This is a genomic window from uncultured Methanobrevibacter sp., from assembly GCF_947166415.1.
Taxonomy (GTDB): domain Archaea; phylum Methanobacteriota; class Methanobacteria; order Methanobacteriales; family Methanobacteriaceae; genus Methanocatella.
The window spans coordinates 13358-38639 of sequence record NZ_CAMVEE010000020.1 but is presented as its reverse complement, the minus strand read 5'-3'; the positions used below and the strand labels follow the sequence as shown (position 1 = coordinate 38639).

At 37.9% G+C, this 25282-nt stretch carries 20 protein-coding genes and 1 pseudogene; 6 read left to right on the top strand and 15 right to left on the bottom strand.

Translation table 11 applies throughout. The features are described 5' to 3' along the window. The 4 genes and pseudogenes from Q0W25_RS05785 to Q0W25_RS05770 form a co-directional block, all read right to left on the bottom strand. Window positions 1-206: pseudogene (locus Q0W25_RS05785) on the bottom strand (formate/nitrite transporter family protein); the annotation flags it as partial. Window positions 207-725: 519 nt separating this feature from the next. Beyond that, on the bottom strand, window positions 726-1028 hold the full coding sequence (locus Q0W25_RS05780) for a DUF2149 domain-containing protein (RefSeq protein WP_298520059.1): 303 nt from the start codon (window positions 1026-1028) through the stop codon (window positions 726-728). Between the two features lie 4 nt (window positions 1029-1032). Next, window positions 1033-1674, bottom strand: a complete 642-nt coding sequence (locus Q0W25_RS05775) for a MotA/TolQ/ExbB proton channel family protein (protein WP_298520056.1) — start codon at window positions 1672-1674, stop codon at window positions 1033-1035. Beyond that, window positions 1671-2111: a hypothetical protein gene (locus Q0W25_RS05770; RefSeq protein ID WP_298520053.1), complete on the bottom strand. Its 441-nt coding sequence runs from the start codon at window positions 2109-2111 to the stop codon at window positions 1671-1673. Before Q0W25_RS05770 ends, Q0W25_RS05775 begins: the two co-directional genes overlap by 4 nt. A 70-nt stretch (window positions 2112-2181) precedes the next feature. Between Q0W25_RS05770 and Q0W25_RS05765 the strand changes: the two genes are divergently transcribed. Further along, window positions 2182-2304: a hypothetical protein gene (locus Q0W25_RS05765; protein ID WP_298520050.1), complete on the top strand. Its 123-nt coding sequence runs from the start codon at window positions 2182-2184 to the stop codon at window positions 2302-2304. A 234-nt stretch (window positions 2305-2538) separates the two neighbouring features. On the opposite strand, the gene Q0W25_RS05760 is transcribed toward Q0W25_RS05765, so the two are convergent. From Q0W25_RS05760 to Q0W25_RS05745, 4 genes are read right to left on the bottom strand one after another with little or no spacing between them, the layout of a single operon-like run. After that, the gene (locus tag Q0W25_RS05760; RefSeq protein ID WP_298520047.1) at window positions 2539-3111 is read right to left on the bottom strand and encodes an FmdE family protein; all 573 of its coding nucleotides are present in this window, start codon (window positions 3109-3111) and stop codon (window positions 2539-2541) included. 13 nt (window positions 3112-3124) lie between these two features. After that, window positions 3125-3925: an ABC transporter ATP-binding protein gene (locus Q0W25_RS05755; protein ID WP_298520044.1), complete on the bottom strand. Its 801-nt coding sequence runs from the start codon at window positions 3923-3925 to the stop codon at window positions 3125-3127. Beyond that, complete coding sequence (locus Q0W25_RS05750) at window positions 3916-4929, bottom strand: iron ABC transporter permease (RefSeq protein ID WP_298520041.1); 1014 nt, start codon at window positions 4927-4929, stop codon at window positions 3916-3918. Before Q0W25_RS05750 ends, Q0W25_RS05755 begins: the two co-directional genes overlap by 10 nt. 9 nt (window positions 4930-4938) lie before the next feature. Further along, complete coding sequence (locus Q0W25_RS05745; RefSeq protein WP_298520038.1) at window positions 4939-6039, bottom strand: ABC transporter substrate-binding protein; 1101 nt, start codon at window positions 6037-6039, stop codon at window positions 4939-4941. Window positions 6040-6300: 261 nt separating this feature from the next. On the opposite strand from Q0W25_RS05745, the gene fdhD reads away from it, so the two are divergent. After that, the gene (gene fdhD, locus Q0W25_RS05740) at window positions 6301-7047 is read left to right on the top strand and encodes a formate dehydrogenase accessory sulfurtransferase FdhD (protein ID WP_298520035.1); all 747 of its coding nucleotides are present in this window, start codon (window positions 6301-6303) and stop codon (window positions 7045-7047) included. Here fdhD and hxlB read toward each other — a convergent pair whose 3' ends face one another. Then, window positions 7048-7638, bottom strand: a complete 591-nt coding sequence (gene hxlB, locus Q0W25_RS05735; RefSeq protein WP_298520032.1) for a 6-phospho-3-hexuloisomerase — start codon at window positions 7636-7638, stop codon at window positions 7048-7050. A gap of 69 nt (window positions 7639-7707) precedes the next feature. On the opposite strand from hxlB, the gene Q0W25_RS05730 reads away from it, so the two are divergent. The 3 genes from Q0W25_RS05730 to thiC all read left to right on the top strand — a co-directional run bounded on the left by Q0W25_RS05730 (window position 7708) and on the right by thiC (window position 11204). Beyond that, the gene (locus Q0W25_RS05730) at window positions 7708-8577 is read left to right on the top strand and encodes a LysR family transcriptional regulator (RefSeq protein ID WP_298520029.1); all 870 of its coding nucleotides are present in this window, start codon (window positions 7708-7710) and stop codon (window positions 8575-8577) included. 167 nt (window positions 8578-8744) lie between these two features. Beyond that, a complete protein-coding gene (locus Q0W25_RS05725) occupies window positions 8745-9659 on the top strand; it encodes a carbohydrate kinase family protein (protein WP_298520026.1) in 915 nt (304 codons plus the stop codon). 246 nt (window positions 9660-9905) lie between these two features. Beyond that, complete coding sequence (thiC, locus tag Q0W25_RS05720; protein ID WP_297827816.1) at window positions 9906-11204, top strand: phosphomethylpyrimidine synthase; 1299 nt, start codon at window positions 9906-9908, stop codon at window positions 11202-11204. Between the two features lie 35 nt (window positions 11205-11239). Here the strand turns inward: thiC and Q0W25_RS05715 are convergent, their stop codons facing one another. Continuing rightward, window positions 11240-11500, bottom strand: a complete 261-nt coding sequence (locus Q0W25_RS05715) for a hypothetical protein (protein ID WP_298520023.1) — start codon at window positions 11498-11500, stop codon at window positions 11240-11242. Between the two features lie 267 nt (window positions 11501-11767). Here Q0W25_RS05715 and lysS point away from each other — a divergent pair, with 267 nt between their 5' ends. Next, window positions 11768-13351: a lysine--tRNA ligase gene (lysS, locus tag Q0W25_RS05710; RefSeq protein WP_298520020.1), complete on the top strand. Its 1584-nt coding sequence runs from the start codon at window positions 11768-11770 to the stop codon at window positions 13349-13351. 474 nt (window positions 13352-13825) lie between these two features. Here lysS and Q0W25_RS05705 read toward each other — a convergent pair whose 3' ends face one another. The 5 genes from Q0W25_RS05705 to Q0W25_RS05685 all read right to left on the bottom strand — a co-directional run bounded on the left by Q0W25_RS05705 (window position 13826) and on the right by Q0W25_RS05685 (window position 25258). Further along, window positions 13826-14041, bottom strand: a complete 216-nt coding sequence (locus Q0W25_RS05705) for a hypothetical protein (RefSeq protein ID WP_298520017.1) — start codon at window positions 14039-14041, stop codon at window positions 13826-13828. 9 nt (window positions 14042-14050) lie between these two features. Next, window positions 14051-14320 carry a hypothetical protein gene (locus Q0W25_RS05700; RefSeq protein ID WP_298520014.1) on the bottom strand — a complete coding sequence of 90 codons (270 nt, stop codon included), beginning with the start codon at window positions 14318-14320 and terminating at the stop codon, window positions 14051-14053. Then, window positions 14308-14556: a hypothetical protein gene (locus Q0W25_RS05695; RefSeq protein ID WP_298520011.1), complete on the bottom strand. Its 249-nt coding sequence runs from the start codon at window positions 14554-14556 to the stop codon at window positions 14308-14310. The genes Q0W25_RS05700 and Q0W25_RS05695 overlap by 13 nt, the downstream gene beginning before the upstream one ends. Then, entirely contained in the window at window positions 14546-19819 is a 5274-nt protein-coding gene (locus Q0W25_RS05690; protein ID WP_298520007.1) for a chitobiase/beta-hexosaminidase C-terminal domain-containing protein, read from the bottom strand. Before Q0W25_RS05690 ends, Q0W25_RS05695 begins: the two co-directional genes overlap by 11 nt. Window positions 19820-20281: 462 nt before the next feature. Beyond that, complete coding sequence (locus Q0W25_RS05685; protein WP_298520004.1) at window positions 20282-25258, bottom strand: Ig-like domain-containing protein; 4977 nt, start codon at window positions 25256-25258, stop codon at window positions 20282-20284. Between the last annotated feature and the right edge of the window lie 24 nt (window positions 25259-25282).

Below are 25282 nucleotides of genomic sequence, written 5' to 3'. Positions count from 1 at the left end.
AATACGAATTTTTCTAAACCGATAGGTGCGCCTGCTTTAAGCATTCCAGCACTTGCGACTACAGCTAATAAACCACCAAATGCAATATATGCACCTGCTAAGAAGGAAAGCAATATTACATTTACAATATTTGCAGAGTTTTTTGCTCCAGCAGTACCGGAAATTGCTTTTGCGGTATCTACTGGGCTTTTAAAAGATGAACTCATTTTATCAACCTCTTTTCCCTTTTTTATAAATTAATTTATAATACTAATGAATCCCACCTTATAAGCATAGTTCAAAGTATTATGTTTATATTTATATCATTCCATATATAAAAAGGATTTGCGATTATCGCGTAGAAGAAATATTTAAATAGTACAATCGAATAATATATATTATAATGATAAATCATTATAGATTGTAATGTATATCGTGAAACAGGCTTGTTTTTTTAAAAAAAGAATTATTAAAAAATATTTTATAGAGTTTCTCTTTTTATAATAAAATTTAATGAAGTTATTGGAGCAAACATATAGAATTAAAGAATTAAAGAATTTTAATAATTTTATAAAAATACGAACTGAATATAGTATCATATCCATAATGGAAAAAATCGCATTTTTTCATCGATGAAAAAAGTATCCTAAAAAAATAAATTAATGGAAATTGCAGAATACCTTAAAAAAATAATTGAAAATTGAAATAAAAAGAAAAAAATGAAAAAAATCGGGTTAATTTATAAATCATGACCCCGATACCATCACAAGTTCTCCGGTGACCGGATCCTGATAAACCTTTCCAACTTCACTGTATCCACTATCCTCAAGGCCTCCGGCATCGGAATAGTTCTGGGTAAATGTATCTGCGGTGGAAACATCCTGTGTTTTAGAAGTATTGGAAATCATATCGGGATTTGCTGACAGAGCCATTATTGCAAATATCAAAAATCCCAATGCCAAAACAAGCATCGCATCAGAGAGGTTATTCAATCCCCCCATTGGATCATCATCGACATTATCGGAAATTCGCCTTCTTTTTCTCAGCATGATTTCACCATCTGTTAATAGCTTCCAGTTCTGCTTCGGCCAGTGTTTCCAAAACAATCAAATCGGATTCATACCATTGTTTCTTGAATTTGGAAATTACATAAGCCAATGCTCCTGCAGACAGTCCAGTAACGGTTGTATCGAATGCAATAGTTAAAGACTGGGCAAGAACCGCAATATCACCTGTTCCTAAAGCCGCCAATCCAGGTCCCAATGGAATCAGAGTACCTAAAAGACCTAAAATAGGACCAACCCTTACAAGAATATCTGTTTTGTTTGTACTTTTAATCAACCGTATCTCTTCTGCAGATATCAGTTCGCTTGCAAAAGCCTTTCTTGCTTCAGCACCGATGTCATGATTATCTGCAATTCGACCAAGAACTGCCTTTTGATAATCAAATAGGTTGCTTTTGTCAACCAAATTTTTCAATTGTATTGCATCGTTTGAAAATGAAATGCCCCTGACCAATTCCTCCAATTCCTTTGATGAAATAGCTTTTCTTGATATGAATTCATTGATTATTCCTCCAAAAGACAAAAGAACAATTATTACGCCAACAATCAATAAGATGATAACTGGAGTCAGCAAGCTTTCAGAAATTATATGGATTAAAGAAGTTAATGTTTGAGTCCCCTGAATTATCATGCACTTCCCCCTTTATTTTCATTGTAGAGCAATCCTGCAATAATTACTACAATTATCCCTATAATAATATATATTAATTTATAAGTTGGAGTTAAAATCAAAAATGGTGTGAATGAATTATAATCAAGATATCTTGTTGAATCATAAGTCAAACCCAAGATGAACAACAATATTGAAAACAAGGATACGTATTCTCCAATTATTACAGGATATTCTCTTTTAGCATGAAATAAAAATTTTGTAATTTGATAAACTAAAAATAACGTTAAACATCCAAATAAAGAGTATAAAGTGCTATCGAATAAGGACAAGCTTGATTGGGATGAAAGGCAGACAATTGAAATGATCAATAATACTCCAATTGAGGCGATTGAGAATTTCAAATCGTTTTTTCTAAAGTAATATACGAATGTTAAAAACACAAGAACGCTTAGCATTATGAAAAAATAACTGAAATAATTCTCCAAAAACGCCAGACTATCTGTTAAATAACCAGAAATATTTATCATGGCAAATAAGATAATCAACGTAAAGATAGATATTGTCCCCAACCTGATATTGCTTAGCTTCAAATTTCCCATGAACAGGGAAATATTGGCAATGAACAGTATCAAAACAATTAACAGATAACCCCCAATCAAGTCCATATCCAACAACTCATTACATCTTTATCTAATTTTATATTATCCACATGAATATATAAACATATCGTGAAAATATTTTAAAATATAATTTAATTAATAAATATCAATTAAAAAGTAAAATAAACGTTCTAAAAATAGCATAATATGAAAAATAATGGAAAAAAATATAATAAAAAATAAATAAAGGAAATTAATCAAGAATCATAAATTGAACATGCAATTATTCATCTTCGATTAATTCATAATATGACCCTTCAGCACAGGATATGCAAACCGGCTTTCCACCCCTGACCAAGTGACGGCCGTCTGTTACCTTTTCACCACAGACAGAACAGAATGCAGAAGTGTGAGGTTTTCCAGGCATTTGTGAAGGAAGCAAGTCGACTTTAACCTTTTCCACTTTGAACAACTCTTCAGCAGGAGTCTTTCTGAAGCGCTCAATCATTTCTTCCCTTGTCTCTTTGGATTTTTCTTTTTTGTTGGCATCCGCATCGGATACCCTGATTGCTTCGTCGGTATCCATATTATAGAATGTTACGGCAAACTTACCGTAGTACATTTGCTTAAGGGATCTTTTACCCATGGAACATTTTGTTACAGCCTGTACGGCATCGGCCATGCACCTGTCAATTTCCAAGAAAACAATCAAGTTTTTATGTCTTTGATTCAGTTCCATTCCCATCAGTTCAAGACCATACATAGCCAATTTTGTTCCAATAGCTATTCCTCCGCAAATTTCACCATGGAATTCGCCAGCTTTTGCCAATTGTTCGTCATAATCTTCAATTTTCATATTTTTCACCAATCTATAAATCTAGTTTTAAATTTGTCTTTAAAGGTACACATACCTTCCTTTCATTATCCAATTCTATCAATTTAACATCAATCGAATAAGCTTTCCTCAAATTTTCTTCGGTTACAACATCATCAGGAGTTCCAAAATCGATGAACCTCTTGTTTTTCATGATTGCAACTTTTGTTGAACTCAAGAACGCATGATCCGGAAAATGCGAAGACATTATAATTGAAAGCCCCGCTTTAGATAGGTTATCTATAATCTCCAGGAGTTTGATTTGATTTCCGAAATCCAGGTGGGATGTCGGTTCATCCAATATCAGTATGTCCGGCTGCTGGCATAAGACGCGGGCTAAAAATACAAGCTGTCTTTCGCCGCCGCTCAAATTGGTATATTCCTTATCCTTTAAATTCTCGATGCCCAATGTCTTCAGGGAATCCAATGCTATTTGAATATCCTTTTCCTTAGGGGAATCCGTCAAATTCAAATATGGCGCCCTCCCCATAATCACAACATCCATTACCGTGAATGGGAATGAAGGCACATGTGATTGAGGGATATAACCAATGTGTTTTGATATCTCTGAAAAGGACAGTTTCCTGATGTTCTTGCCGTTGACCAGTATTTCACCTGAATCGACATCATGCAATCCGTTGAGGCACTTAATCAAAGTGGTTTTTCCCGTTCCGTTCGGTCCCAGGATGCATAATACATCTCCCCTTTCGATTGAAAAGCTGATATCTTCAAATATCCTTTCGCCATCATAGGAAAATGAAATGTTTTTTGCCTCAAACAGCTTGTCTACGACCATTCTGAATACCCCCTCTTAAGCAGGTACAGGAATATCGGAACACCTATTATTGCTGTCAATATGCCTATCGGAATCTCTATTGAAATCACTGCACGTGAAATGTTGTCCACAAGAAGCAAGAAGCTTGCCCCAAGACTTAATGATGCGGGTATCAGAATCCGATTGTCCGGACCTACAATCATTCTTGCCATGTGAGGGATGATTAGTCCTATCCATCCGATGATTCCACTGATTGAAACAGCTGCGGAAGTCAGTAAAGTACATCCTGCAATAATCAGCAACCTGACCCTTACTGGATTGACACCTAATGATTGTGCCTCTTCATCACCCATGGCCAACAGATTCATCTGCCATCTGAGCAGCAGCAATATGGCCAGGCCTATTATAATCGGAATGGCAATCATCAATAGCTTTTCCATTGTTACGGAAGCGAGACTTCCCATCAGCCAATAAACGATTTCAGGCAGTTTGTCATCCGGATCGGCTATGAACTTAATCGCTGAAATCAAGGAATTGAAGAATGCTGAAATGGCTACCCCAGAAAGTACAAGAACCAGAATGCCACCTGCCTTATATGTCCTTGAAATCAAATAAGTGATTGAAACGGAAATGATGCCAAAAATAAATGCGAATATCTGAGTTACAACATTGGCTCCGCTGATTAAAATTGCCAATGCCGCTCCAAAACCTGCTCCGTTAGATACCCCAAGCAAATCTGAAGAAACCAAAGGGTTTTTGAATATGCTTTGGAATGCTGCCCCGGCCACAGCCAGTGCCGCGCCTACGACAAGAGCGGCAAGTATTCTTGGAAGCCTTATTTCATAAACTATGGTAGTTATTGTAGGAGAGACTTCCAGCTGCGGGAACGCCGGGCACAGAATAGTGCTCACTACATCAATAGGACTTATCGGATATCTCCCCATAAGAAATGATGCGAAAAATAGTATAATCGGGAAGAAAACTAATAGTACAATGCTAATAATTTCCTTTGTTTCCCTATTCATAAAACTCCCCTATAGATTTGATTCCTTAATGCCTGAACCCAATAGTATTTCCTTAGCCTGTGCATCACTTAAATCAAAATGATAGAAGTTGCTGTAAAACTCTTTGGTTGTTGAAAGCATGTCCAAATCCTTAAATTCATCAGGGTAAATTACTTTGGCTGTCCATGGAACACCAATAATCATGTTCGCTCCAACCGGTCTTCCGAACCATTTGAATGGTGACTGCGGAGATAAATAAACCTCCTTGTTTTTGACAGCATTTATTTGGCCCCAATTAGGATCTGAATAAACTTTGGCATAAAAATCGGGTTCTGTGGTAATTATCACATCAGGATTCCATTTTATAACCTGCTCTATGGAGACCTGAACTCCAGTTGATGTGTTGCCCTGACTTGAAGGGTCCGCAACATTGTCCCCACCTGCAATATCTATCAATTGAGAATGAGTGGAACCGGACGGGTATGTTTGGAGTCCGTCACTTCCTGAAGCAAAGTATACAGTCTTTTTATCTGATATTTTAGCAGCCTTATCCTTAACCAACTTTAAATTTTTATCATTGAAATCATTGAGCTGGCTAGCCTTGTCTTGAGCGCCAACAACCTCACCCATGAATGTTATTGAATCTCCGATTTTTTCAACATTTGTTGTATCCTTGACCGCAATTACAGGGAGAGTTCCGAATTTTTGCTGACGTTCTTCTACTGTTGATAAATCTCCATCCCCTCCTTCATCAATAGATTCTATGACAATGTCGGGTTCGGAAGCTATAAACTGTTCATAGCTGCCGTCCTGAGTACCATACCAACCACCAACAACCGGCAAATTCGCATATTGGGAAGGAATATACTTCAGCTCGTCATCATTCCACTGAAAGTTGACAGCGCTTAGCTTATCCGGTGCAATCATATACAGCACTGTGGTCATCGGAGGGCTTGTTGCAACAACGTTATTTACTGAAGCAGGTATCTCCATGGACCTGCCAATCATATCAGTTATATTTTTAGACCCCTTTGTTTCAACAGTTGAAGGAGTTAAAAAAATATGGGTAGCAAGAGCCGCTGCAACTAAAATAACCAATATTAGAATAATTATTTTACTTTTCTTATTCATGATAATCACATAGCATTTTACGATAAAAATATATGTTCATAACATTTTAAATAATTTACTAATGATAAAATATTATTTTTAATGAGTATAAACCTAAATAGATTAATTCAAATCGTTCAAAATTAAAAAAAACAAGATTAATGACTAAATTGAGATATATTAAGAACATTGATTAAAATAAAAAAACATTAATGATAATAATTAAACATATCGAATTATTAATATAACAAAGGCATATTATATTACAATTAGGGGAAGAAAATGAAAATAGAAGAAATCGATGCAATAAACTATAAAAACGGGAAAGCAACTGAAGCAAAGGAAAAAGTTGTAAAGGATGAAACAATCACATTGACCATCAATGGTGAAATAAGCCGCAGCCTGTCTGCAATCGAAGATTCCCTTGAGGAGTTTGCAGTCGGATATCTCTTCAACGAAAACATGGTCAACTCAATGGATGCAATCAAGAAAATTGAAGTGGACGGCGTTTTGATAAATGCCGAAATCGATGACACACTGCTCAAGACAAACGAAACCGTTCTCTGTTCAGATTCCGCCGGAGGATGGAGAAGCAAAATCAAGACCGTGAATCCCGTTGAATCCGATTTTCAGGTCAGTGCCAGCGAACTGATTTCAAGAATCGAAGAGCTGAAGGACAATGCCGCAATCTGGCAGGCAACAGGTGGAACACACGTGGCCGGAATTGTTTATAAAGATCAGTTCATTGTAAAAGAAGACGTCAGCCGTCACGTTGCAGTCGATAAGGTAATCGGATATGGACTATTGCACGATTTTGACCTATCACATTCATATGTAATCTACAGCGGAAGAATGCCTGCGGATATGGTAATCAAAATGACAAGAGCAGGAGTTCCAATACTTGCATCAAACGCAGCTCCCGCTAATTCAGGATACAATATTGCAAAAAAAGGAAACATTACTCTGGTTGGATTCCTAAGGGGCCAACGCTGTAATGTCTATAATAATCAAAATAGAGTAATCTTCTAATTACTCCAATACTGTGTGTCTTGCTTTCAAGTCGCTTTCAGTCTGATGCATCTTTTCCATCAGTTCAGAAACAATGGCGTCCAGGAATACCAATGTGGTCAATTCAAAAGCGGTACCCAATGGAGTCAATGAAGTATAGTTTCCGTGAATTTGACGTTTCATATAGTTTTCATCATCAACTTCCTTTTTGGTCCTTCCTTTAACTAGAAGATAACCATCAGCCAATTGACCTAAAGTTGATTCAGGATAAGAAGTTACAGCCAAAACTTTAGAACCTCTATTTTTAGCTATTCTAGCAGCAGAAACAATAGTGTTAGTTTCTCCGGAACCGGAAATGGCAATTATGCAGTCGTCTTCATATATAGCAGGGGAAATGGTTTCGCCCACCACATAGGAACTTAATCCCAAATGCATCAATCTCATTGCAAATGCCTTTGCAGCAAGTCCAGATCTGCCTGCTCCGGTAACAAAAACATTTTTAGAGTTTATAATAATATCTTCAAATTTATCTATAGTTTCTTCGTCTAAAAATTCCTGAGCACTTTCAATATTGTCCAATATAGCATTTATAGAAGTTTTCATTATTTCCATTTTATCCAATTCCCTAAAGTTTAAAACCGATATTATTAATTATGACTACGATTTTATATAAAATTAATTATGAAGTTCAAAAGCAAAGGGTTGATAAGCCTGGATATTGACGGCAAAGTCTATGACTACAAATTATTCAAGAGCTTGGAATCCCTGTCCAAAACAAAATCCCAAAGAAAATCAGCCAAAGAACTGAATATATCACATACTGTTTTTAATAGAAGATTGCTTAAGGCTGAAGAGAAATTGGAATTGAAACTTACCCAAAAAGTTGGAAACGGCACATTCCTAACTCAGGATGGCCTGGATTTGCTTGACGAATTCAGGAAATACCAAATCCAGATTGAAAAGACAGCCAACATCAACATTGCGGGAGGCCATATCAGTTCAGGTCTTCTGGAAAGCATAAGCAGACCATATAACATCAATGTATACAGCAGCAACGACAGGGATGCCTTTGAACTTGCAAAAAGAGGCGCCGTCGACATATTGACCCTGGACGATCCGCTGCTTGCCTATGAACTCAACATTGACTTTACACCAATAGCTTATGACTACCTTGTTCTGATTTCAAGCCCAAATGCCGAAGAAATCAAAAGCATAAACGACTTGGAGGGGCTTGAATTCATAAATGTGGAAGGTTCCGCCCAAAGGCTTGCATGGAGCAGTCTGGAACATTATGACATCGACTACAGCTTAAAGTATACTGTTAATTCACAATTCGATGCCTTCAAACTGGTTAAGAATTCCGATAATCTCCACAGCTTTTTGAATGCGAGCTATTTCAATGGAAATGATATTCTCAAGTTTGATACAAGGCACGTAATCAGCTTAATTAAAGTTAACGAAGATAAGCCTGAAGTTGACGAATATATTGAATTTTTGCTCAATGAGGGTCAAAAGGAAATCGAAAAGCAGGGTTTTACTTTAATCGATTAAATACTTTTCACATGCTCTTAGGAAAAATGAATTATATTAATGATATATATTATAATCCACACTTCCATGTTCTTCGTGAAAAATCATATAAACACGAAAACGATTTTTCAAAACATTAAAATAGTGATGAAAACTAATATTAAATTGAAATATTTAAAGGCGATATTATGGCGAAAAACAGAGATTTACTAGCGATTGGCCACTCTGCTCATGATTATATAATTAGAGTGCCTGAATTTCCAAAAGCTAATTTTTCCGCTCCAATAACCAACATGAAAACCTTTAATGGTGGGGCAGCCGCAAATGTGGCATGCGTTGGAGCAAAATTAGGATTAAAAACTTCATTGGTATCCGCTGTTGGAGGAGACTTTAAGAAAACAGAGTACTATGAACAGATGCAAAATTTAGATGTTGACACCGAATCATTAATCATAGTGCCTGGCGAAGCTACCCCTACAGCATTCGTATTAACAGATGATAATGACGACCAAATCAGCTATTTCTACTGGGGAGCTGCAAAGGAATTTGCAGAAAGCAAAGTTCCTGTAAAGGCTATTGAAAATGCTGAAGCGGTTCATTTGGCTACTGGCGATCCTGAATTCAACTGGAAATGTTCACAGGAAGCTAAAGACCAAGATTTATTGGTTTCATTTGACCCTGGTCAAGACCTTGGAATGTATGATACAAAAAAATTGATTGATGTCATTGAAAATACCACCATACTTTTCGGTAACCACCATGAAATCGAAAGGATTCTTGATGCCCTTGAAGTTGACTTGACCGCTTTAAGGAATATGGGTCCAAAAATAATTGTAAAGACATGCGGAGCCAACGGATGTGAAATTTACTCAAGCGAAGAGAAAATAAAAATCGATGCTATTCCTACCGAAGCTGTTGACCCAACAGGAGCAGGAGATTCCTACAGAGCAGGATTCCTGTCAAGATTCCTGAATGGGGAAAGCTTAGAGGCATCAGCAAAATTCGCATCTGCCGTATCATCATTTATTATTCAACATCAAGGCTGTCAGACAAACATGCCAACATTTGATGAAGCATTCGAAAGAATGCAAGGATTTTATTAAAAATCCTTTTTCTTAATTTTTTTTAAAGCAAACTTTATTATTATCAATAACGCTTTAATTTTTAAATAAAAAATACATATTACTTATTTTTTAAAAAACACTTTACAAATATCAATACTGATAGAATTAAGCAAAAATAAGAATAATTTTAAATACTATTAAATAAAAATAACAAAATATCAATTTAATGTGAGAATTTTTTAAATAAAATTTGACTGATATAAATCTTATTTGAGGGATGATAGAATGACACAAATTAGTGATGCAAAAAAAGGTATTTTAACCGATGAAATGAAACATGTTGCAAAAATAGAAAATGTTTCAGAAGATTTCATCTTAAGATCCGTTGCAAACGGAACTATCGTAATACCTGGAAACGTAAATAGAGACATTGAAGCTGCAGGTATAGGTGCAGGATTAAGAACAAAAGTTAACGCAACCGTAGGTACTTCAACAGATATCGTTAACTTTGATGAAGAAGTATTGAAAGCACAAATCGCAATCGACAACGGTGCAGACTGTTTAATGGAATTAAGTATCGGAGGAGACTTAGACGTTATCAGAAACAGAGTATTGGACATGTCCCCATTACCAGTAGGTTCCGTACCGGTATACCAAGCCGCTATCGAAAGTATCAGAAGAGACGGATCTGTAGTTTACATGACTGAAGATGACTTGTTCAACACCATCGAAAAACAAGCAAAAGATGGTATTGACTTTATGGCAGTCCACAGTAGTATCAACATCGAAACCTTAACCAGACTCAAAAGACAAGGCCGTGTAACCGGTTTGGTCTCCAGAGGAGGTTCATTCATGTCCGGATGGATTGTCGAAAACGAAAAGGAAAATCCATTATACGCTAACTTTGATTATGTTTTAGAAATTGCAAAAGAACACGACGTTGTTCTCTCACTTGCAAACGGTATGAGAGCAGGATCTATTGCTGATTCAACCGACAGGGCCCAAATACAAGAATTGATCATTTTAGGAGAATTGATTGATAGATCTCGTGAAGCTGGAGTACAATGTATGATTGAAGGGCCTGGACACATTCCAATCAACGAAATTCCAACAAACGTAATGATTCAAAAGAAAATGTGTTCCAACGCTCCTTTCTACATGTTAGGACCTATTGTATGTGATGTAGCACCAGGTTACGACCACATCGTATCTGCAATCGGTGCGGCATCTTCCGCAAAAGCTGGAGCTGACTTCATCTGTTACGTAACTCCTGCAGAACACTTAGCTCTTCCAAACCCTGATGATGTAAGGGAAGGTGTAATTGCAACAAAAATAGGAGCTTACGCAGGAGACTTAGCTAGCGGCCAAATCGATGGTTCACAAGATTTAGCAATGGCTGAAGCAAGGAAAAATCTTGACTGGGAAGCACAATACGCTTGTGCAATGTTCCCAGAAGCTGCACGTGCAAAAAGAGATCAAAGACCTCCTGAAGAAGAAGACACCTGTACAATGTGCGGTAACTTCTGTGCAGTAAAAATAGTTAACGAATGGTTGGATCAGTCCGATTCCGACCTAATCAAATAGATGGATTTTACATCCATTCTTTTTTTTTTCTTTTTTTAATAGAGATAATATAAAATCCGTTCTGATGGAATTTTGAAGCAATCTTCATCAATAGGGAAACTTCTAAAATGTACGCCCCCTCTTTTTAAATGCATATTGGGAGCATCTCCATCAATGTCAAAATCTATGCTTTTTACTTTGTCGATTCCGTTGTGGCACGTTTCAATTGCGTCTGATGCCAAATCGTCACTTGAAAAAACGCATCCGACACTGAGAAGAAGGGCCACTAAAAATAATAATCCTAAAATAACTCTCAAATTTTTCACCTTAAAATTTTTAAATAATTTTTACTTAATATTAGTGTATTTAACATTATTTAAATAGTTTTTCGAATGTAAGTACTCACTTGCATCCTTAAAAATGATAAATACTCCCAAATTTAAGAGTTACAGCAATAAAAAAATCAGAATAGTAAATTTAAAAATCGAATGCATTGAATCGGCTACTTAATATTTTTATATTAATAGCAACAAAAATCTATTATAATATAAAACTTATTCTTATTATTTTAATGGTGAATATAAATGACACACTGGATTGAAAACATAGCTAACGAATTAAGTAAAATGGATGTAGAGGAACATGTCATTGCAAGCGGAACCTCCATTTCAGGTTCAATACACATAGGAAACTCTTGCGACATATTTGTAGCTAACGGAATTGGAAAGAAATTAAGAGAAAAAGGAAAAAAAGCTAAAACAATATGGATTGCAGATGACCACGACCCATTAAGAAAAGTTCCTTACCCTTTACCTGAAGATTACGACAAATACTTAGGAATGCCATACTCAATGATTCCATGTCCTGACGGATGCTGTGCAAACTTTGTAGAACACTTCGAAAAACCTTTGCTTAGCGTAATGGACGACTACGGAATAGAAATGGAAACAAAATCCGGTTTTGAAATGTACAAATCCGGAGTCTATAACGATTATATCAGAACCTCCTTGGAAAAAGTTGAAGAAATCAAGGAGATATTCAACCAATACAGAAGAGAGCCATTGGCTGATGACTGGCTTCCTTACAACCCAATCTGTGACGAATGTGGAAGGGTCAATACCACTTACGCTTACGATTACGACGGCGACATCATAAAATACAGATGCGAATGCGGCCATGAAGGTGAAATGGACATCAAATCCGGAAACGGTAAGCTCACCTGGAGAGTTGAATGGGCTGCAAGATGGAAAATATTCGGAACCACCTGCGAACCGTTCGGTAAAGACCACGCAGCAAGTGGTGGATCATACGATGTAAGTAGCGTAATATCAGAAAAGATTTTCGATTATCCTGCACCTTATCCAGTGCCATACGAATGGATTACACTTGACGGCGAAGCAATGAGTAAGTCCCACGGAGTATTCTTCGCTCCTGAAGAATGGCTGAAAATCGGACCTGCTGAAAGTCTTCACTACTACCTGTTCAGGTCAAAACCAATGAAAGCAAAAGACTTCTCACCAAGAATGCCTTACCTTGATTTCATTGACCAGTTCGATACAGTTGAAAAAGTGTTCTACGATGAAGTTGAAGCCCCATCTGAAAAAGAAGGTAGAAAATTCAAGGAAATCTATGAAATAGTCCAAATGACTCCGGATGCTCCTTTACCTTTCAGACCTCCTTTCAGATTCCTTGTCAACGCATATCAAATTGCAGGCGATGATTTGGAAAAAATCTTTGATATTCTCAAAAGAAATTCACAATTGACCAAAAGTTTCAAAGACAAGGAGTTCGGCGACTTGAGCGAAACTGAAATGGCACAATACCGTGAAAGGGTTGACAATGTAATCTACTGGCTCGACACTTACGCACCAAACTTCGTGAAATTCAAAGTGCAGGAAAAAAGCATTCCAAAATTGCCGTTAACTGATGATCAGACCCAATTCCTAAGGGATTTGGCTGACCTGATGGAAAGCACAGAATTTGACGATGCGGCAGCATTGCACGATGCAATGTATGAAATTCTAGAAGGACAAGGTCTAAAACCACAAAAAGGTTTCCAAGCCATCTATAAAATGATTCTCGGTCAAAAACAAGGCCCTAGAGCAGCATCATTCTTGTTAAGCCTAGACAAAGACTTTGTTATAAAAAGATTAAGACAGGAAGCTTAATCTTTTAAATTTTCTTTTTTTAAATTAAAAAAAAATCATCCAATCTATGATGTTGCTTTGAGAGGAAAAACTCTTCTCAAATATCGCTAAACTCTACTACTAATTTACTTAAAATAATCATCATTAATTTTAATAGATTTCAATAAACTCCATTAAATAAAAATAGCTTACATTAATTAAACACCAACCAATAATAAAATAAATTGAAAATGAGCAGCATGATATAGGCTCATTTGGTAATCTTAATGGTATTTGTCTCATACTGGAGGAATATCGTATCGTTTGATGTATCCAAATAATTGATGAAGCATTCACTAATTGTTTTTTTTCCAGCGCCAATGCTTGAGCTGGCCGCTAAATCATCACCGCAATTGCTAATGACATTAACACCAACATTGCCGTTTTGAACTTAATTTTTTCTGTCTCCAATATTTTTTTATCCCATAGTTGAATCATGAGTCTTATAATCTATAATCAATAAAAATAAAGCAATAATGACGAAAAACACAGGCGGAAATGATTGATTTTATCATTTGCATTTTCAATTTCGAAAGCTTTTTTGCTGACGCTTGAAGCATCAGCCTGGCCAGCTTCCGAAGCACCTGCAAGTGCATAGTAGCCAGTTAAATCAGAAGGGGCATTGCCTTCCCGATTTTTGAGTTGAGATCGTTTTTTGAAAATTTCGCCCACCTTGTGTCTTTACGTCATATTGTCTTCTGAACTAAAATAATAGACTTCACCTGACCCCCAAATTTGAGAGACGGTTCCGCCATTTAGATCAGCGTGATTTGATACTCCGCTTTTCTCTTCTATACTGCGAGTATCATAATAACCCTGTATCAGAGGATTTGAATCATAGCCATTGCCTGACCAGGGAGTGAATGAGATTCCATCAACATCAGAAGTTGATGAACCAGTTGATTTTGAATTGTCTTGACTTCCGCCGTCGACATCGTTCAGGGTTGCCAATTATTTGCTTCGATGCTGAATACTGTATTTTTCAGTTTTGCGCCTCCGGCGGCAACAGATGACATCTTCCGTACGTAACACATCAACGTCATCTTAAATCCAGGTTTTTCACCTCCTTTGAAGCTTTTATTATTCATTTCAAGTGATTGAATAATCGTGAAATCTAAGTTTGCATGTCGAATTGCCTGAGCAATTTGGGAGGGATTTAAAAGCATTCTCTTCGCATTAAAATTCATATTGCATCACCCCTCCATCTTTCATAGACATAGGCCATTGCCATGCAGGATAAAATGATAATATTAGAATAAGATTGAAAGTATTGTCTTCCTCTTCAATGGCCTTTGAAATTTCACCTTCACTTTCAAAACCGACCATGCCGGAGCCCTGTGAACCTTTTAAAGTATCCGAACTGCCTTTATCGGAAGATATGTCGTCAACGCCTAAAACATCGTTGGCGTTGCCTATAAAATCAGTAGTTTTACTATTATTGTTATTATTATTTGAAAAAATTGCGAAACCGCCGTTGAATGACTCATTGTTAAAGCCTTGGCCGTTTCCTTCACCCAAACCCTTGACTGGGCTAAATCCGTTGCTTAGTGTAACGGTGTAAAAATCAGTAGTATTTTGGCTCAGATGACTACTATCCTCATCATCTTCTGAATCGGAATCCATTTCCTCATCAGGAATTGTCACAACTGCCGGATTAGGGTTGTTGAATGCTTCGCCTTCCTCAAAGACAATGTCATGGTCCCTATTGGTTGAAGTGAATCCCTCAAAGATGTCCATTTCAAAGTGGGCGACATTCATTATTCCGGCTGATTTTATAACCTCGACGTTGCTTACTGCTGCTATCGCATCGAAGGTCGCTATTGCGGAATCGTTTTTGAACTTGATGGTCTTGCTTGAGCTGCCTGAGCGGAATGTGACGTCAAATGAAGGAACCTCATAAATGAGATTGATGCCAATCAGATTAATCAGCCTTAATCCGTATGAGAAATCGTCAATCATGTCTATGGCAAGGCCAATACGGTCCGGGACATATTTGCCTGTATCGATTTTTATGTCTGTGCTGACCTGATTGTATCTGATGTTGTCATAGAAGACGTTGTAATAGGCAGCCCTATCTATGAGATTGTAGATATAGCTTACGCTGTCTGGGCTTATGCGGTACCAATACGGACTGTCGAACCATTCAAAGCTCGAAAGCTTGATGATGACATTGTCAATGATTACAGTGTTTCCCTCGTCGAAATTGATCGCCGGATATGAAACCTGGATTCCGTTGTAGCCGCCACCCATCATGTTCTCGAGGATGACGGTTTCGTAGACGAAACCGACCATCTCCCTTGGCCGCAATTTGTTTTCAAAGGCATAATTCAGGCCGTCGTCGTGACCATGGATATTGCGAATCGTATTCTGGTGAATCAGTATGTCCTGGCCGTAGCCCATGAAATTTATTCCGTTGTAGGAATCATCTATCAGGTTGTTCGTTATCCTGACATTCGTGTAGTTGTTTGCAAGCACTATCGCATCGCCCAAACCCTTATAGATAGTGTTGTTGTCGATGATGACACCATAGTTAGTGTTCACCAGGGTGACTGCAAAGAATCCGTAGTTTATCCTATTTCCAATTACCACAGTATAGCTTGAGTTGTCTATCAGAACCTGATTGGCTCTGCTTGAATACTGGTACATTCCGTTCAATTCAAGAAGGGAATTAGAAAGGATGGTGTTTTGCGAATTCAAAATCCATACACCGTTGTCATAGCATCCGCTTACGGTGACAGCGTCAATGTTGGTATTGGAGCTTTCATTCACAAGGATTCCGTTTGAGGCATGGACGACTTTCGTATCCATGACATTGATATGGTAGCTTTCGTGGATATTGATTCCTGTGTGTCTGAATGTGTCGACATAAGAGTTTATGACCGTTATGTTTGAGGTATTGTTTATCAAAATACCCTCGCCGGCGGTGTTGTAGATGTTGAATCCGTTCAGTATGGATCCACTTGCATTTTGTGTGAATGTGAAAATCGGCCTGCCGTCTGCACCGTAAAGTTTGGTGTTTGCATTTGAAATTAAGTTGAGCGGCCTGTTGACGGTAAAGCTGACTCCCTTCAGTGCCCCGTAGTCAAAAAATACTTTGCTTCCAGGTTCTGCTGTGTCCAATATCTTTTGGATTTCAGCAACTGAATCTGTTTCGGTACTGACGTTTAAGACATCTGTAATGTTGAAAATCATTGAGGAGACATTTCCGTAATGGAGGGAAGCGTCCACTGCAACTGCCCTGAAAACAGTGTAGATTTCTATTTCAATCGGGCCAGCATATATTTTTCTGGTCTTGCTTAAAACCGGATTGGAGCCGTCGGTAGTGTAGAAGATTGTTACACTTCCTGAATCATCGCTCGCTTTTAGAGTGACGTACTGTGTCTGGTTGAAGACTCCCCCCTCAGTAAGGTTAGCATCAATGTATGCTGTGACGTTACTTGGAGGGGTTATGTCATAGAAAATGACATCGATTGTAGTGTTTCTTGCAACTGTGAGTGTGCCGTTGATTTCAACCAGCAAAACGACACGGTATTTGCCTTCCTTAGCATATGCGTGAATTGGATTTTGCTCTCTTGAGACGTGGCCATCACCGAATGTCCAGTAATACCGGTTGTTGCCCTTGGTTGAGAGATCTGTAAACTGGATTGTGGTTTCAGTGCCCTCCACATGAGCGTATGTGAAGTCGGCGGCGATGTCGTTGAACGCATAGATTCCGCGGTCTGTTGTTACTATCAATGTGCCGCTGTCGTCTAAAACAGGGCTTGAATATGAAACCGGTGCGTCTCTGATTTTATATTGCCAGATTAAATCCCCATTCAGGCTGAATGCATAGACCCTGTTGGCGCTTGTGACATAAAGTATCTCATTTGCGCTGATTAAAGGTGATGAAGCTGTTGAATCCGAATGTGCGATTTCCTTCATCCACAAGAACTTGCCGTTTGAGGCATTTACCGCAATCAGGTTGTCGTTTCCTGTGATGTATAGCACACCCTTGTAATAGGAAGGTGCTCCTGAAACTGTTTCCCTGAATTCAGAAACTAATTCTGTCACATTTCTTGTCATGGTCCATTTCATGGTTCCGTTGAGATAGAATGCATTTACGGCATAGTAATAATAGACAGTTCCTTGTGCATGCCTGCCGCCGGCGACTGTTGAAAATGATTCTGTAAGATATGACCTAATCCGGTTTATTACATATACTATTCCATCATCACCCAGGGTTACTGAAATCTGGGTGTTTTGAGTGTTTGAAATGACACGGTTAAGATATCCTGTGTCGATGAATGTTGCGTTTCTAAGTGACCCGTCAAAGTTAATGATTACAAGTTCATGGTCTGCAGAAACCATATACAAACTGCCGTCTTGTGCCACAGCAGGAGTGGAACCTGAAATGAATGGAATGGTGTGATTGGATATCAACTTGCCATCTTTGAAAACATACAATGTTGAATATACGCTGTTTGAAGACATTATGTATAATCTGTTGTCAAGGCCGAATACCGGACTGGTTCCTGTGTTGTAGTCTCCCAGGTAATGTTTCCACATCAATTTGCCATCAGGGGAAATGCAGTATGCGATGCTGTCCATCCAGTTGCTGAAATAGATGTTTCCGTCAGGGCCTATGGTAGGTGTGCAGATAATCTTGCTTGTTGTTCCGAAGCGCCATACCACAATCCCCTGATTGTTCAAGCAATATAGGTATCCGTCGTTTCCTGCAACGAAAATTCTACCTTCACTGTCGATGACCGCTGAGCCGAAGCTGGCAATGTTATCGTTGCTCCAGGATGACTGATTGAACAGAGGCCCATTGTAAACTGTGACGCCTGTGTTGTTGACATTGCCCTGATACTGACCCCATATCGCATCGTTTTCAGCGAATGTGGAATTTTTGATATAGTTTGTGCTGAAATCAAGAGTGTATGTGTTGATGCTTATCGGATATCCCTCAATTAAAGGCCAGTCATTGATGATGACCCTTCCATAGTAGAAGAAATAGATTTCTGTCGGATCCTGTATGACTAGCGGATGGTCATAATACATGTAGCTATCCACATCGGCATTGATTTCACGAGTTGTTCCGTCCAAGCTGTAATAGATTCCTCGTGAAGCCAAAGGATGATGCGGAACGAGCTCCACATAGCAGTCCTGCTTGATGAATGTGTGTGTTCCTTGGTTAAATATGCTGTCGATTAAGACCTTCTGGAAATTTCCCCACCTGTCAATGACAGTATAGTGAAGGGTTGTAGAGTCGTTTAGTGTTATCGGTTCTGTGTATATTGAACGGGTTGGGCTGTATGCCGGATTTGTGCCGTCCAGTGTGTAAAAGATAACCTCACCTGTGCCGTTGGATTTGATTTCAACCGTTAATGTATCGTCGAAGGTTTGAGACGGAGTGATGTAGGCAATGTTTGGTTTATCCACATTGCTTGAAAGGTTTACTGTGTAATTTTGGCCCAAAACCTCAATATCCAATTTGGTCAGGTCACTTGTGAGATAGCCCAATGAAAATATGCATTCGCCTTTGCCGCTTGAAATGGAACAGTTCTGTGATGAGATTTCAGTGAAAACCTTTATTTCGCCTTTTCTGTTCGGATAGGTGTAGCTTTTGACGTTTGTGAGTGTCAGTTCAAGATCCATGACGTGTCCCCTGGATGATGTGTCCTCACCAAGGTTATTGCATGTCAAATCAGCTGTCAGGTTGTAGTAGGTTACCCCAGCAATCCAATAGTCATAGTCCAGGAAGTTGGATTGGGAAATGCTTAAAACCAGCCATGACCTGAACGGAGATTTTTTTCCGTTATTCTGCAGGACATCACAGCTTATGATATCTGATGAGTAGTTATAAATCGGATTGTTCATTCCCCACCAGTTGTCGTCATATAAAATGTCTGCCGAACCGTAAACCAGACCGATGTCATTGTCATACAATGAGTTGAAGTTCATCCTTGTGAGACCTCCGGTGACATTGACGCCCACTGTGCTTTTTGTGATGATGTTTCCTGTCAAATCCAAAGAACCGTCGGTTTGTGTTATCGGAGATGCTGTAAAAATGCTGTTGGCGATTATTACGCTGCCCCCACTGATTAAGATGTTTCCATTGTAGAAATTGGAATTTGTAATGTTAACAACAGCATTTTCGACCGTCAGGTTTACATCGGACATGCTGCAGTTGACTAACTGGTAAGTGCCTTCAGCCAAATCAAGACTTGTGGAGGAGAAATTTCCCGAAATGACATTAATGTTGTCTTCGGCTGACATATAATCCTTTGAATCTGCCATGTTTTGGGACAGTTGATTTTGTGGTGAATCATCCTCCATCAGAGCCTCATCCAATGCGATGTCACCATCAACAGAGGTGACATTGTCTATAGCATCGGCTGAAACGGCACCTATGGATGCAAAAGAAATTAATATTAATATGAATATTAAATATTTTTTATTGATATCCATCAACAATCCCTCATTTTTTATATAAACATTATAAACTATTCAATTTTTAATAATACTGATAAAATATCAATATTATTGATTTTATTGATATATAACCATGTCTGTTTTACATATGATGTTAATATTGTAGACTTCTCCATTTTTGACCATTATCTGACCTTTTTACAATATTTAAACATGCTTTACTGTGAAGGAATATTTTTTTACTTTCAAAAGTATAATCCCATTTTAATTTAATACTTAGTTTAAGACATTAAACTAAATTTATAACATCAATGAAACTTTCAAAAGTACGATCTCAATAACTATTATTAATTTAGTTTAAAGTGATTAATTAAAGTAACTATTATTAAACAATAAAAGCAAACTTATTAAAATATTTTTTATATATAATACTATTTAATTTACAAAATAGCTTATATGCACACAGTTATAAACAATTACGAAAAGTTTTTGAAACGCTCATTTGGTAATCTTAATTGTATTTGTGATTTTGGACTTGCCATATATGGAAATTATCTTATAGTTTCCAATCTTCAAGTTCTTCAATCCAACGATAGCTATTCCTTTCGCATTGGTCTTGGCCTTGTAGGTGTTGCCCCTGAACTTGACCGTTATGACCTTGTTTTTCGCGACCTTGCCTTTGGAATCTATGGCTTTTACCTTAAAGTCAAGTTTTTTGATGTTCTTTCCAAGGATGTTTCTTGCTGAAATCAAAGGTTTTACGATAATCTTGTTTGAAACGGAATACCCGTCAAATGATGCCCTCACAGTATATGTTTTAGGAGCCAAGTTGAATTTGAAAGTTGCCCAACCGTTCTTGTCTGTCTTTACATTATATGTTTTGCCGTTTATTCTGAATTTGACAATTTTACCCGCACTTACTGCCTTTGCAGTGGTTGCATTGTAGATTCTGACCTTGTATACTTTACCGGCACCATACAATTGGGTTACATCCTTATTTGACATGATTTTCTTAAATATCCTGATTGTATTAACCTTCTTCTCACCTGTCTGAGGATTGATAGCGGTTATCTTATATGTTCCGCAGTTTATGTTGATGTTGAGCCTGACAACGCCGTTCGGCAATGTCTTTACCTTATATGTCTTGCCTGCAAGGGTGAATTTGACTACCGTATTGGCTAATGCCTTACCCTCTTTTGTATAAAACATTGCAAAGTATTGGGTTCCAGTGCCGTACAACTTGACAACATCCGTTGCATTGATTGAGGACAATATCCTGATTTTAGCATTTGCTGTAGCTGCGCTATATGATAGGGTCTGATTGAATGTGACTGAAGCTGTATATGTTTCAGGCTTCAAGTCCAGACTCAGATTGGCCTTTCCGTTATAGTCAGTTACAAGGTTATATGAGACTCCGTTCACTTTAACAGTTATGCTTTCTCCTGAAATTGGTTTGCCGTTTGAAGTCAATGTAATTGTCAGAATCTGTGGACCTTTATAGTATGCAGTAATGTTGTTTGATGTCAAATCAACCCTCAACAAATCTTCGGCCACTTCAAACTGGCCTCCTGCTGATGATGTTGAGTAATCCTCATCACCTTCAAATACTGCAGAATATGTGTAGTTGCCTGCAGGCATCTTTCCAATGACAAATGACCCTTTACCATTATTTACATAAACCGAGCAGGTCTTTCCCCTGATTATCAATTTGACATATCCGGTAATCGGATTGTCATCCAGATCATGAAGACTGATGCTTGCCTTTACATTGTCCCTGCTTGTCACATCATTGATTGAAACTGAAAGGAATGATTTGACCTGTGACACCTTAAGGGTGAATGTTGTATTGGACGGGTTGTAATTTGAATCTCCCATGTAGTTGGCCACCACATCATATCTTCCGGCTTCCAATGGTGATATGTACCAGATAGCTGTGCCGTCTGTGATTTCCTTTGCCCTCGGTGAGTAATAGTTGGTCATCGAGAAGTAAACCTCCCCTGTTGCATTAGGGGACAGCACTGCATAAATCAATATGTTTTCACCCAATGTGATTTCACCTGTTACTATGCTGATTTCGGATGTGGCTTTCATGACCCTGACGAATGTGTAGTTGGAAGAATCTGCGAAGGTCATGTCCCCCTCATATTTTGCATTGATTTTGTATGTTCCAGCACCAATGTTTGTGAATATGCATTTTGCCTCCCCGTTTATCACATCCACCGTTTTGGAAATGCCTGCCACTTCAAATGTGATTTTTCCCGAAGCTGTTGAGTTCAACTTAACGCTTACGACTATGTTTTCTCCATAATGAGGAGAGTTTATGCTGAATTCAATTGGTGTTTCCAAATCCCTGACTGAAAATGAACTTTTGTGAGTTGCTGGATTGTAATTTTGGTTTCCACCATAGCTTACTGAAAGATTATAAATCCCCTTTTCAAGGTTTGTCAGGTTTAAAACTGCCTTTGAATCGATGATTTGTCTTACATGTGTACTGTTACCTATTTTGAAGATTATGTTTCCGGTTATGCCATCTGAAACAGTCACTTCAATGATTTCATCCTCACCCGGTCTGATGTTATTTGCCATGACGGTTATCATAGGGTCTGCCTTTTTGACCTCAAATGTTGCATTGATTGATTTTGAGATGAAAGCATTTGTAAAGGTCACCTTTAGATTGTATGTGTCAGCATTTAAATCTGATATGCTTAAAACTGCTTTTGAGGAATTTATTGTTACGCTCCGATTTAGAACATTATCAATATTGAAGTTAAGGCTGCCTGTGATGTTTTGATTAAAAATTACATTAACCGTTTCTGTCTCACCATAAACAATGGTTTCAGTGAGTATATCGAAATCTACCTCTTTTACAAGGATATTGTTTGTTACTGTTTCGTTTTTGTATCTTGCAGCTATTGAATAGCTTCCACGGGCCAGATTCAAGGTTATGCTTGCAATCCCATCCTTGTCTGTTATAATATTGTATTCCTGACCGTTGAACATTATTGTAACGTTGCGGTTTGGCATTGTGATTCTGTTCTTTTCTATGAGCCTCACGGAATATGTGAAATCGTTGTATTCGAACACCTCCACATCGTCTCCAAGAAGGATAAATTCCTCATCGAAAATCACTGTAGTGTTATAGGTTTCGTTTTCAAATAGTCTGTCACCATCGTAAAAAACGAATACATAGTTTGTTCCGCTGTCAAATTCCACATTGAATGCTGCTCTGCCATCAGTTAGATTTTGATAGTATACATCGAAGTTTACGTAAACACCTATGCGTCCTGTTGCACTTGCATTTGCTGTTACTTCAATTATCCCTGTTTTGTTCATTTGTGTGATGTCCACATTCAAATCAGGATTGTTTCTGATTACCTTGAATGTGGCGGATGAACTTGAAGGCATGTATATGTCATCCCCAGCATATATAATTGAAATGTTATATATTCCGCCTTCCAAATTAGGAACTGTAATATTGGTGTCGTTATTGACCAAAATCATATTACTTTGATTGTTTATTAAAAGATTTACATATCCTGTGAAGTTATTTGATGAAATGAATACTGTCAGGTTTTCGCCCAAATGAATATCACTTACATTTATGCCTAACTGCGGGTCATATCTTCCCACATTGAATGACTTTGAAATATTTGCTGAAAAATAGTTTTCTGTCTGTGAAATGAAAACTGTAATGTTGTATCTGCCTTCCCTCATGTTTGTGAATGTCAATTCGGTTGATGAATTGTACAGATAGATTGTTTTTGTAAAGGCGCCGTTGATATAGAGCTGTGCGGTTACAGGGCTTACGTTAGGACTTAAGGTGATATATGCAACCAAAGTCTCATCGCTTTTGATGTCTCTGATGTTTTCAATGCCCAGATTCACTTCCATCTTGTTGACTGTGACGGTTGTGGAGTTGAATGCCTTGAAGTGGTTCTCATCCCCGTCATAGGTCAGGGACAATACATAAGTGTCCGGAACAGGATTGATGAATGTTACGTTTCCTCTTCCGTTGACCAATTTAGTTGTGAATCTTTCGTTGTTTAAAGTTATTGTTACTGTTTCGTTGGCAAGATTTGTGCTGAAGCTTATGAACAGATTTTCAGGATAGGTTATACTGCCATTTGCCTCCAGATATATATGTACTGGAATCTTGCCTACATCGACAACTGCTGTCAGGCTGTAATCTGTAAAGCTTACTGTAACATTGTATGTGCCTTTCTCCTGAGTGTGATTGAATGTGAAAACGTTGTTTTCATAGCTTCCCTTTGCATCAAACATTGATTCGAAGGTTATATTGAATTTTGAAAGCAGGTTATTGGCTATGCTTTCACCGTTGTTGAGCCTCAATGATGCGCTTATTTCGGCCGATTCGTTGATTGCAAGTGCAGAATATTCTGGTGTTATTTCAAGTACAATCCATGTGGAGATTGTGTTTCCTTCGTTGATTCTGCCTGCATCTATTGGATTTTCGTTTGTCTGCCACCAGTTGCCGTCAAGGCAAATGCTTTTGGATCCCTTGTTGAACACGTCCAGGGCCAGGCCCTTGAAGTAGACATTTGAAATGAATGCATTGCCCGACAGGTTCAGGTTTCCTGTATTGTAGATTGTAGGGGTTCCCTCATACCAGGTATTCGGTTTCACATACTTTCCTGTATTGTTTCTGAATATGGAACCTATTGATGTCATGTTTCCCTGATTGAAAACCGTACCCATCATGTAGTTGAAGTTATACCTTTCTATTGTGTTGGCTTCAAATACCGAATCAATCAGGAATGCTATTTTATTGTTGTATAACGCTGACCCCTTGGACTCCTCCTGAGCGTATGCATTGGTTATTGTTGACCTGTTGAATGTCAAATCACCATTGTTGTATATTGTCGCTCCAAAGGTGTAGTATGTTCCGTGGGAATTTTTAAATGTTGTATTTTCAATGTATAATTTTCCTTCGTTTGAGATAGCCCCTCCTGCGGAGTATTGCTTATCTAAAGAGTTGTTATCAAAATAAGAATCATAAATGTAAAGATTGCCGAAATTGCTTATGGCTGCAGTGTTGTTTATGAATTTACAATTAATCAATATTACGCTGCTTGACCCTTTGATGTCGAACACCGCACCGTTGCCTTCCTTGCAATAATTAATGAAATTGATGTTTTTGAATGTTACCTGTGAGGCATTGTCGATTGTAAACAATGAGTTTGCATACAGACCATCGAAAATGGTGCTGTTCTTACCTATTATCGTCAATGACTTGTTTATTTCAATATCATGCTCATTATAATTCCCATCATCCAGATAGATAGTATCGTTGGCTTGTGCCATTTCTATCGCTTCAATAACCGATGAACATGATTCACCTTCATTTAACTGGATGTCAGACAGACCATCTGTGGAATTTTGGCTTGCGCTAGCTGATTGAACTGATACCAACATTATTATGATAAATGCAAACACAAATATTCTATTTGTATCCAATTTGATAGCCTCCAAGTTTAAAAC

Coding starts and splice junctions, on each gene's coding strand:
- Q0W25_RS05780 (WP_298520059.1), bottom strand. CDS start 1,028: ATGCTGAGAAAAAGAAGGCGAATTTCCGATAATGTCGATGATGATCCA.
- Q0W25_RS05775 (WP_298520056.1), bottom strand. CDS start 1,674: ATGATAATTCAGGGGACTCAAACATTAACTTCTTTAATCCATATAATT.
- Q0W25_RS05770 (WP_298520053.1), bottom strand. CDS start 2,111: ATGCTAAGCGTTCTTGTGTTTTTAACATTCGTATATTACTTTAGAAAA.
- Q0W25_RS05765 (WP_298520050.1), top strand. CDS start 2,182: ATGGCAAATAAGATAATCAACGTAAAGATAGATATTGTCCCCAACCTG.
- Q0W25_RS05760 (WP_298520047.1), bottom strand. CDS start 3,111: ATGAAAATTGAAGATTATGACGAACAATTGGCAAAAGCTGGCGAATTC.
- Q0W25_RS05755 (WP_298520044.1), bottom strand. CDS start 3,925: ATGGTCGTAGACAAGCTGTTTGAGGCAAAAAACATTTCATTTTCCTAT.
- Q0W25_RS05750 (WP_298520041.1), bottom strand. CDS start 4,929: ATGAATAGGGAAACAAAGGAAATTATTAGCATTGTACTATTAGTTTTC.
- Q0W25_RS05745 (WP_298520038.1), bottom strand. CDS start 6,039: ATGAATAAGAAAAGTAAAATAATTATTCTAATATTGGTTATTTTAGTT.
- fdhD (WP_298520035.1), top strand. CDS start 6,301: ATGAAAATAGAAGAAATCGATGCAATAAACTATAAAAACGGGAAAGCA.
- hxlB (WP_298520032.1), bottom strand. CDS start 7,638: ATGGAAATAATGAAAACTTCTATAAATGCTATATTGGACAATATTGAA.
- Q0W25_RS05730 (WP_298520029.1), top strand. CDS start 7,708: ATGAAGTTCAAAAGCAAAGGGTTGATAAGCCTGGATATTGACGGCAAA.
- Q0W25_RS05725 (WP_298520026.1), top strand. CDS start 8,745: ATGGCGAAAAACAGAGATTTACTAGCGATTGGCCACTCTGCTCATGAT.
- thiC (WP_297827816.1), top strand. CDS start 9,906: ATGACACAAATTAGTGATGCAAAAAAAGGTATTTTAACCGATGAAATG.
- lysS (WP_298520020.1), top strand. CDS start 11,768: ATGACACACTGGATTGAAAACATAGCTAACGAATTAAGTAAAATGGAT.
- Q0W25_RS05695 (WP_298520011.1), bottom strand. CDS start 14,556: ATGAATTTTAATGCGAAGAGAATGCTTTTAAATCCCTCCCAAATTGCT.
- Q0W25_RS05690 (WP_298520007.1), bottom strand. CDS start 19,819: ATGGATATCAATAAAAAATATTTAATATTCATATTAATATTAATTTCT.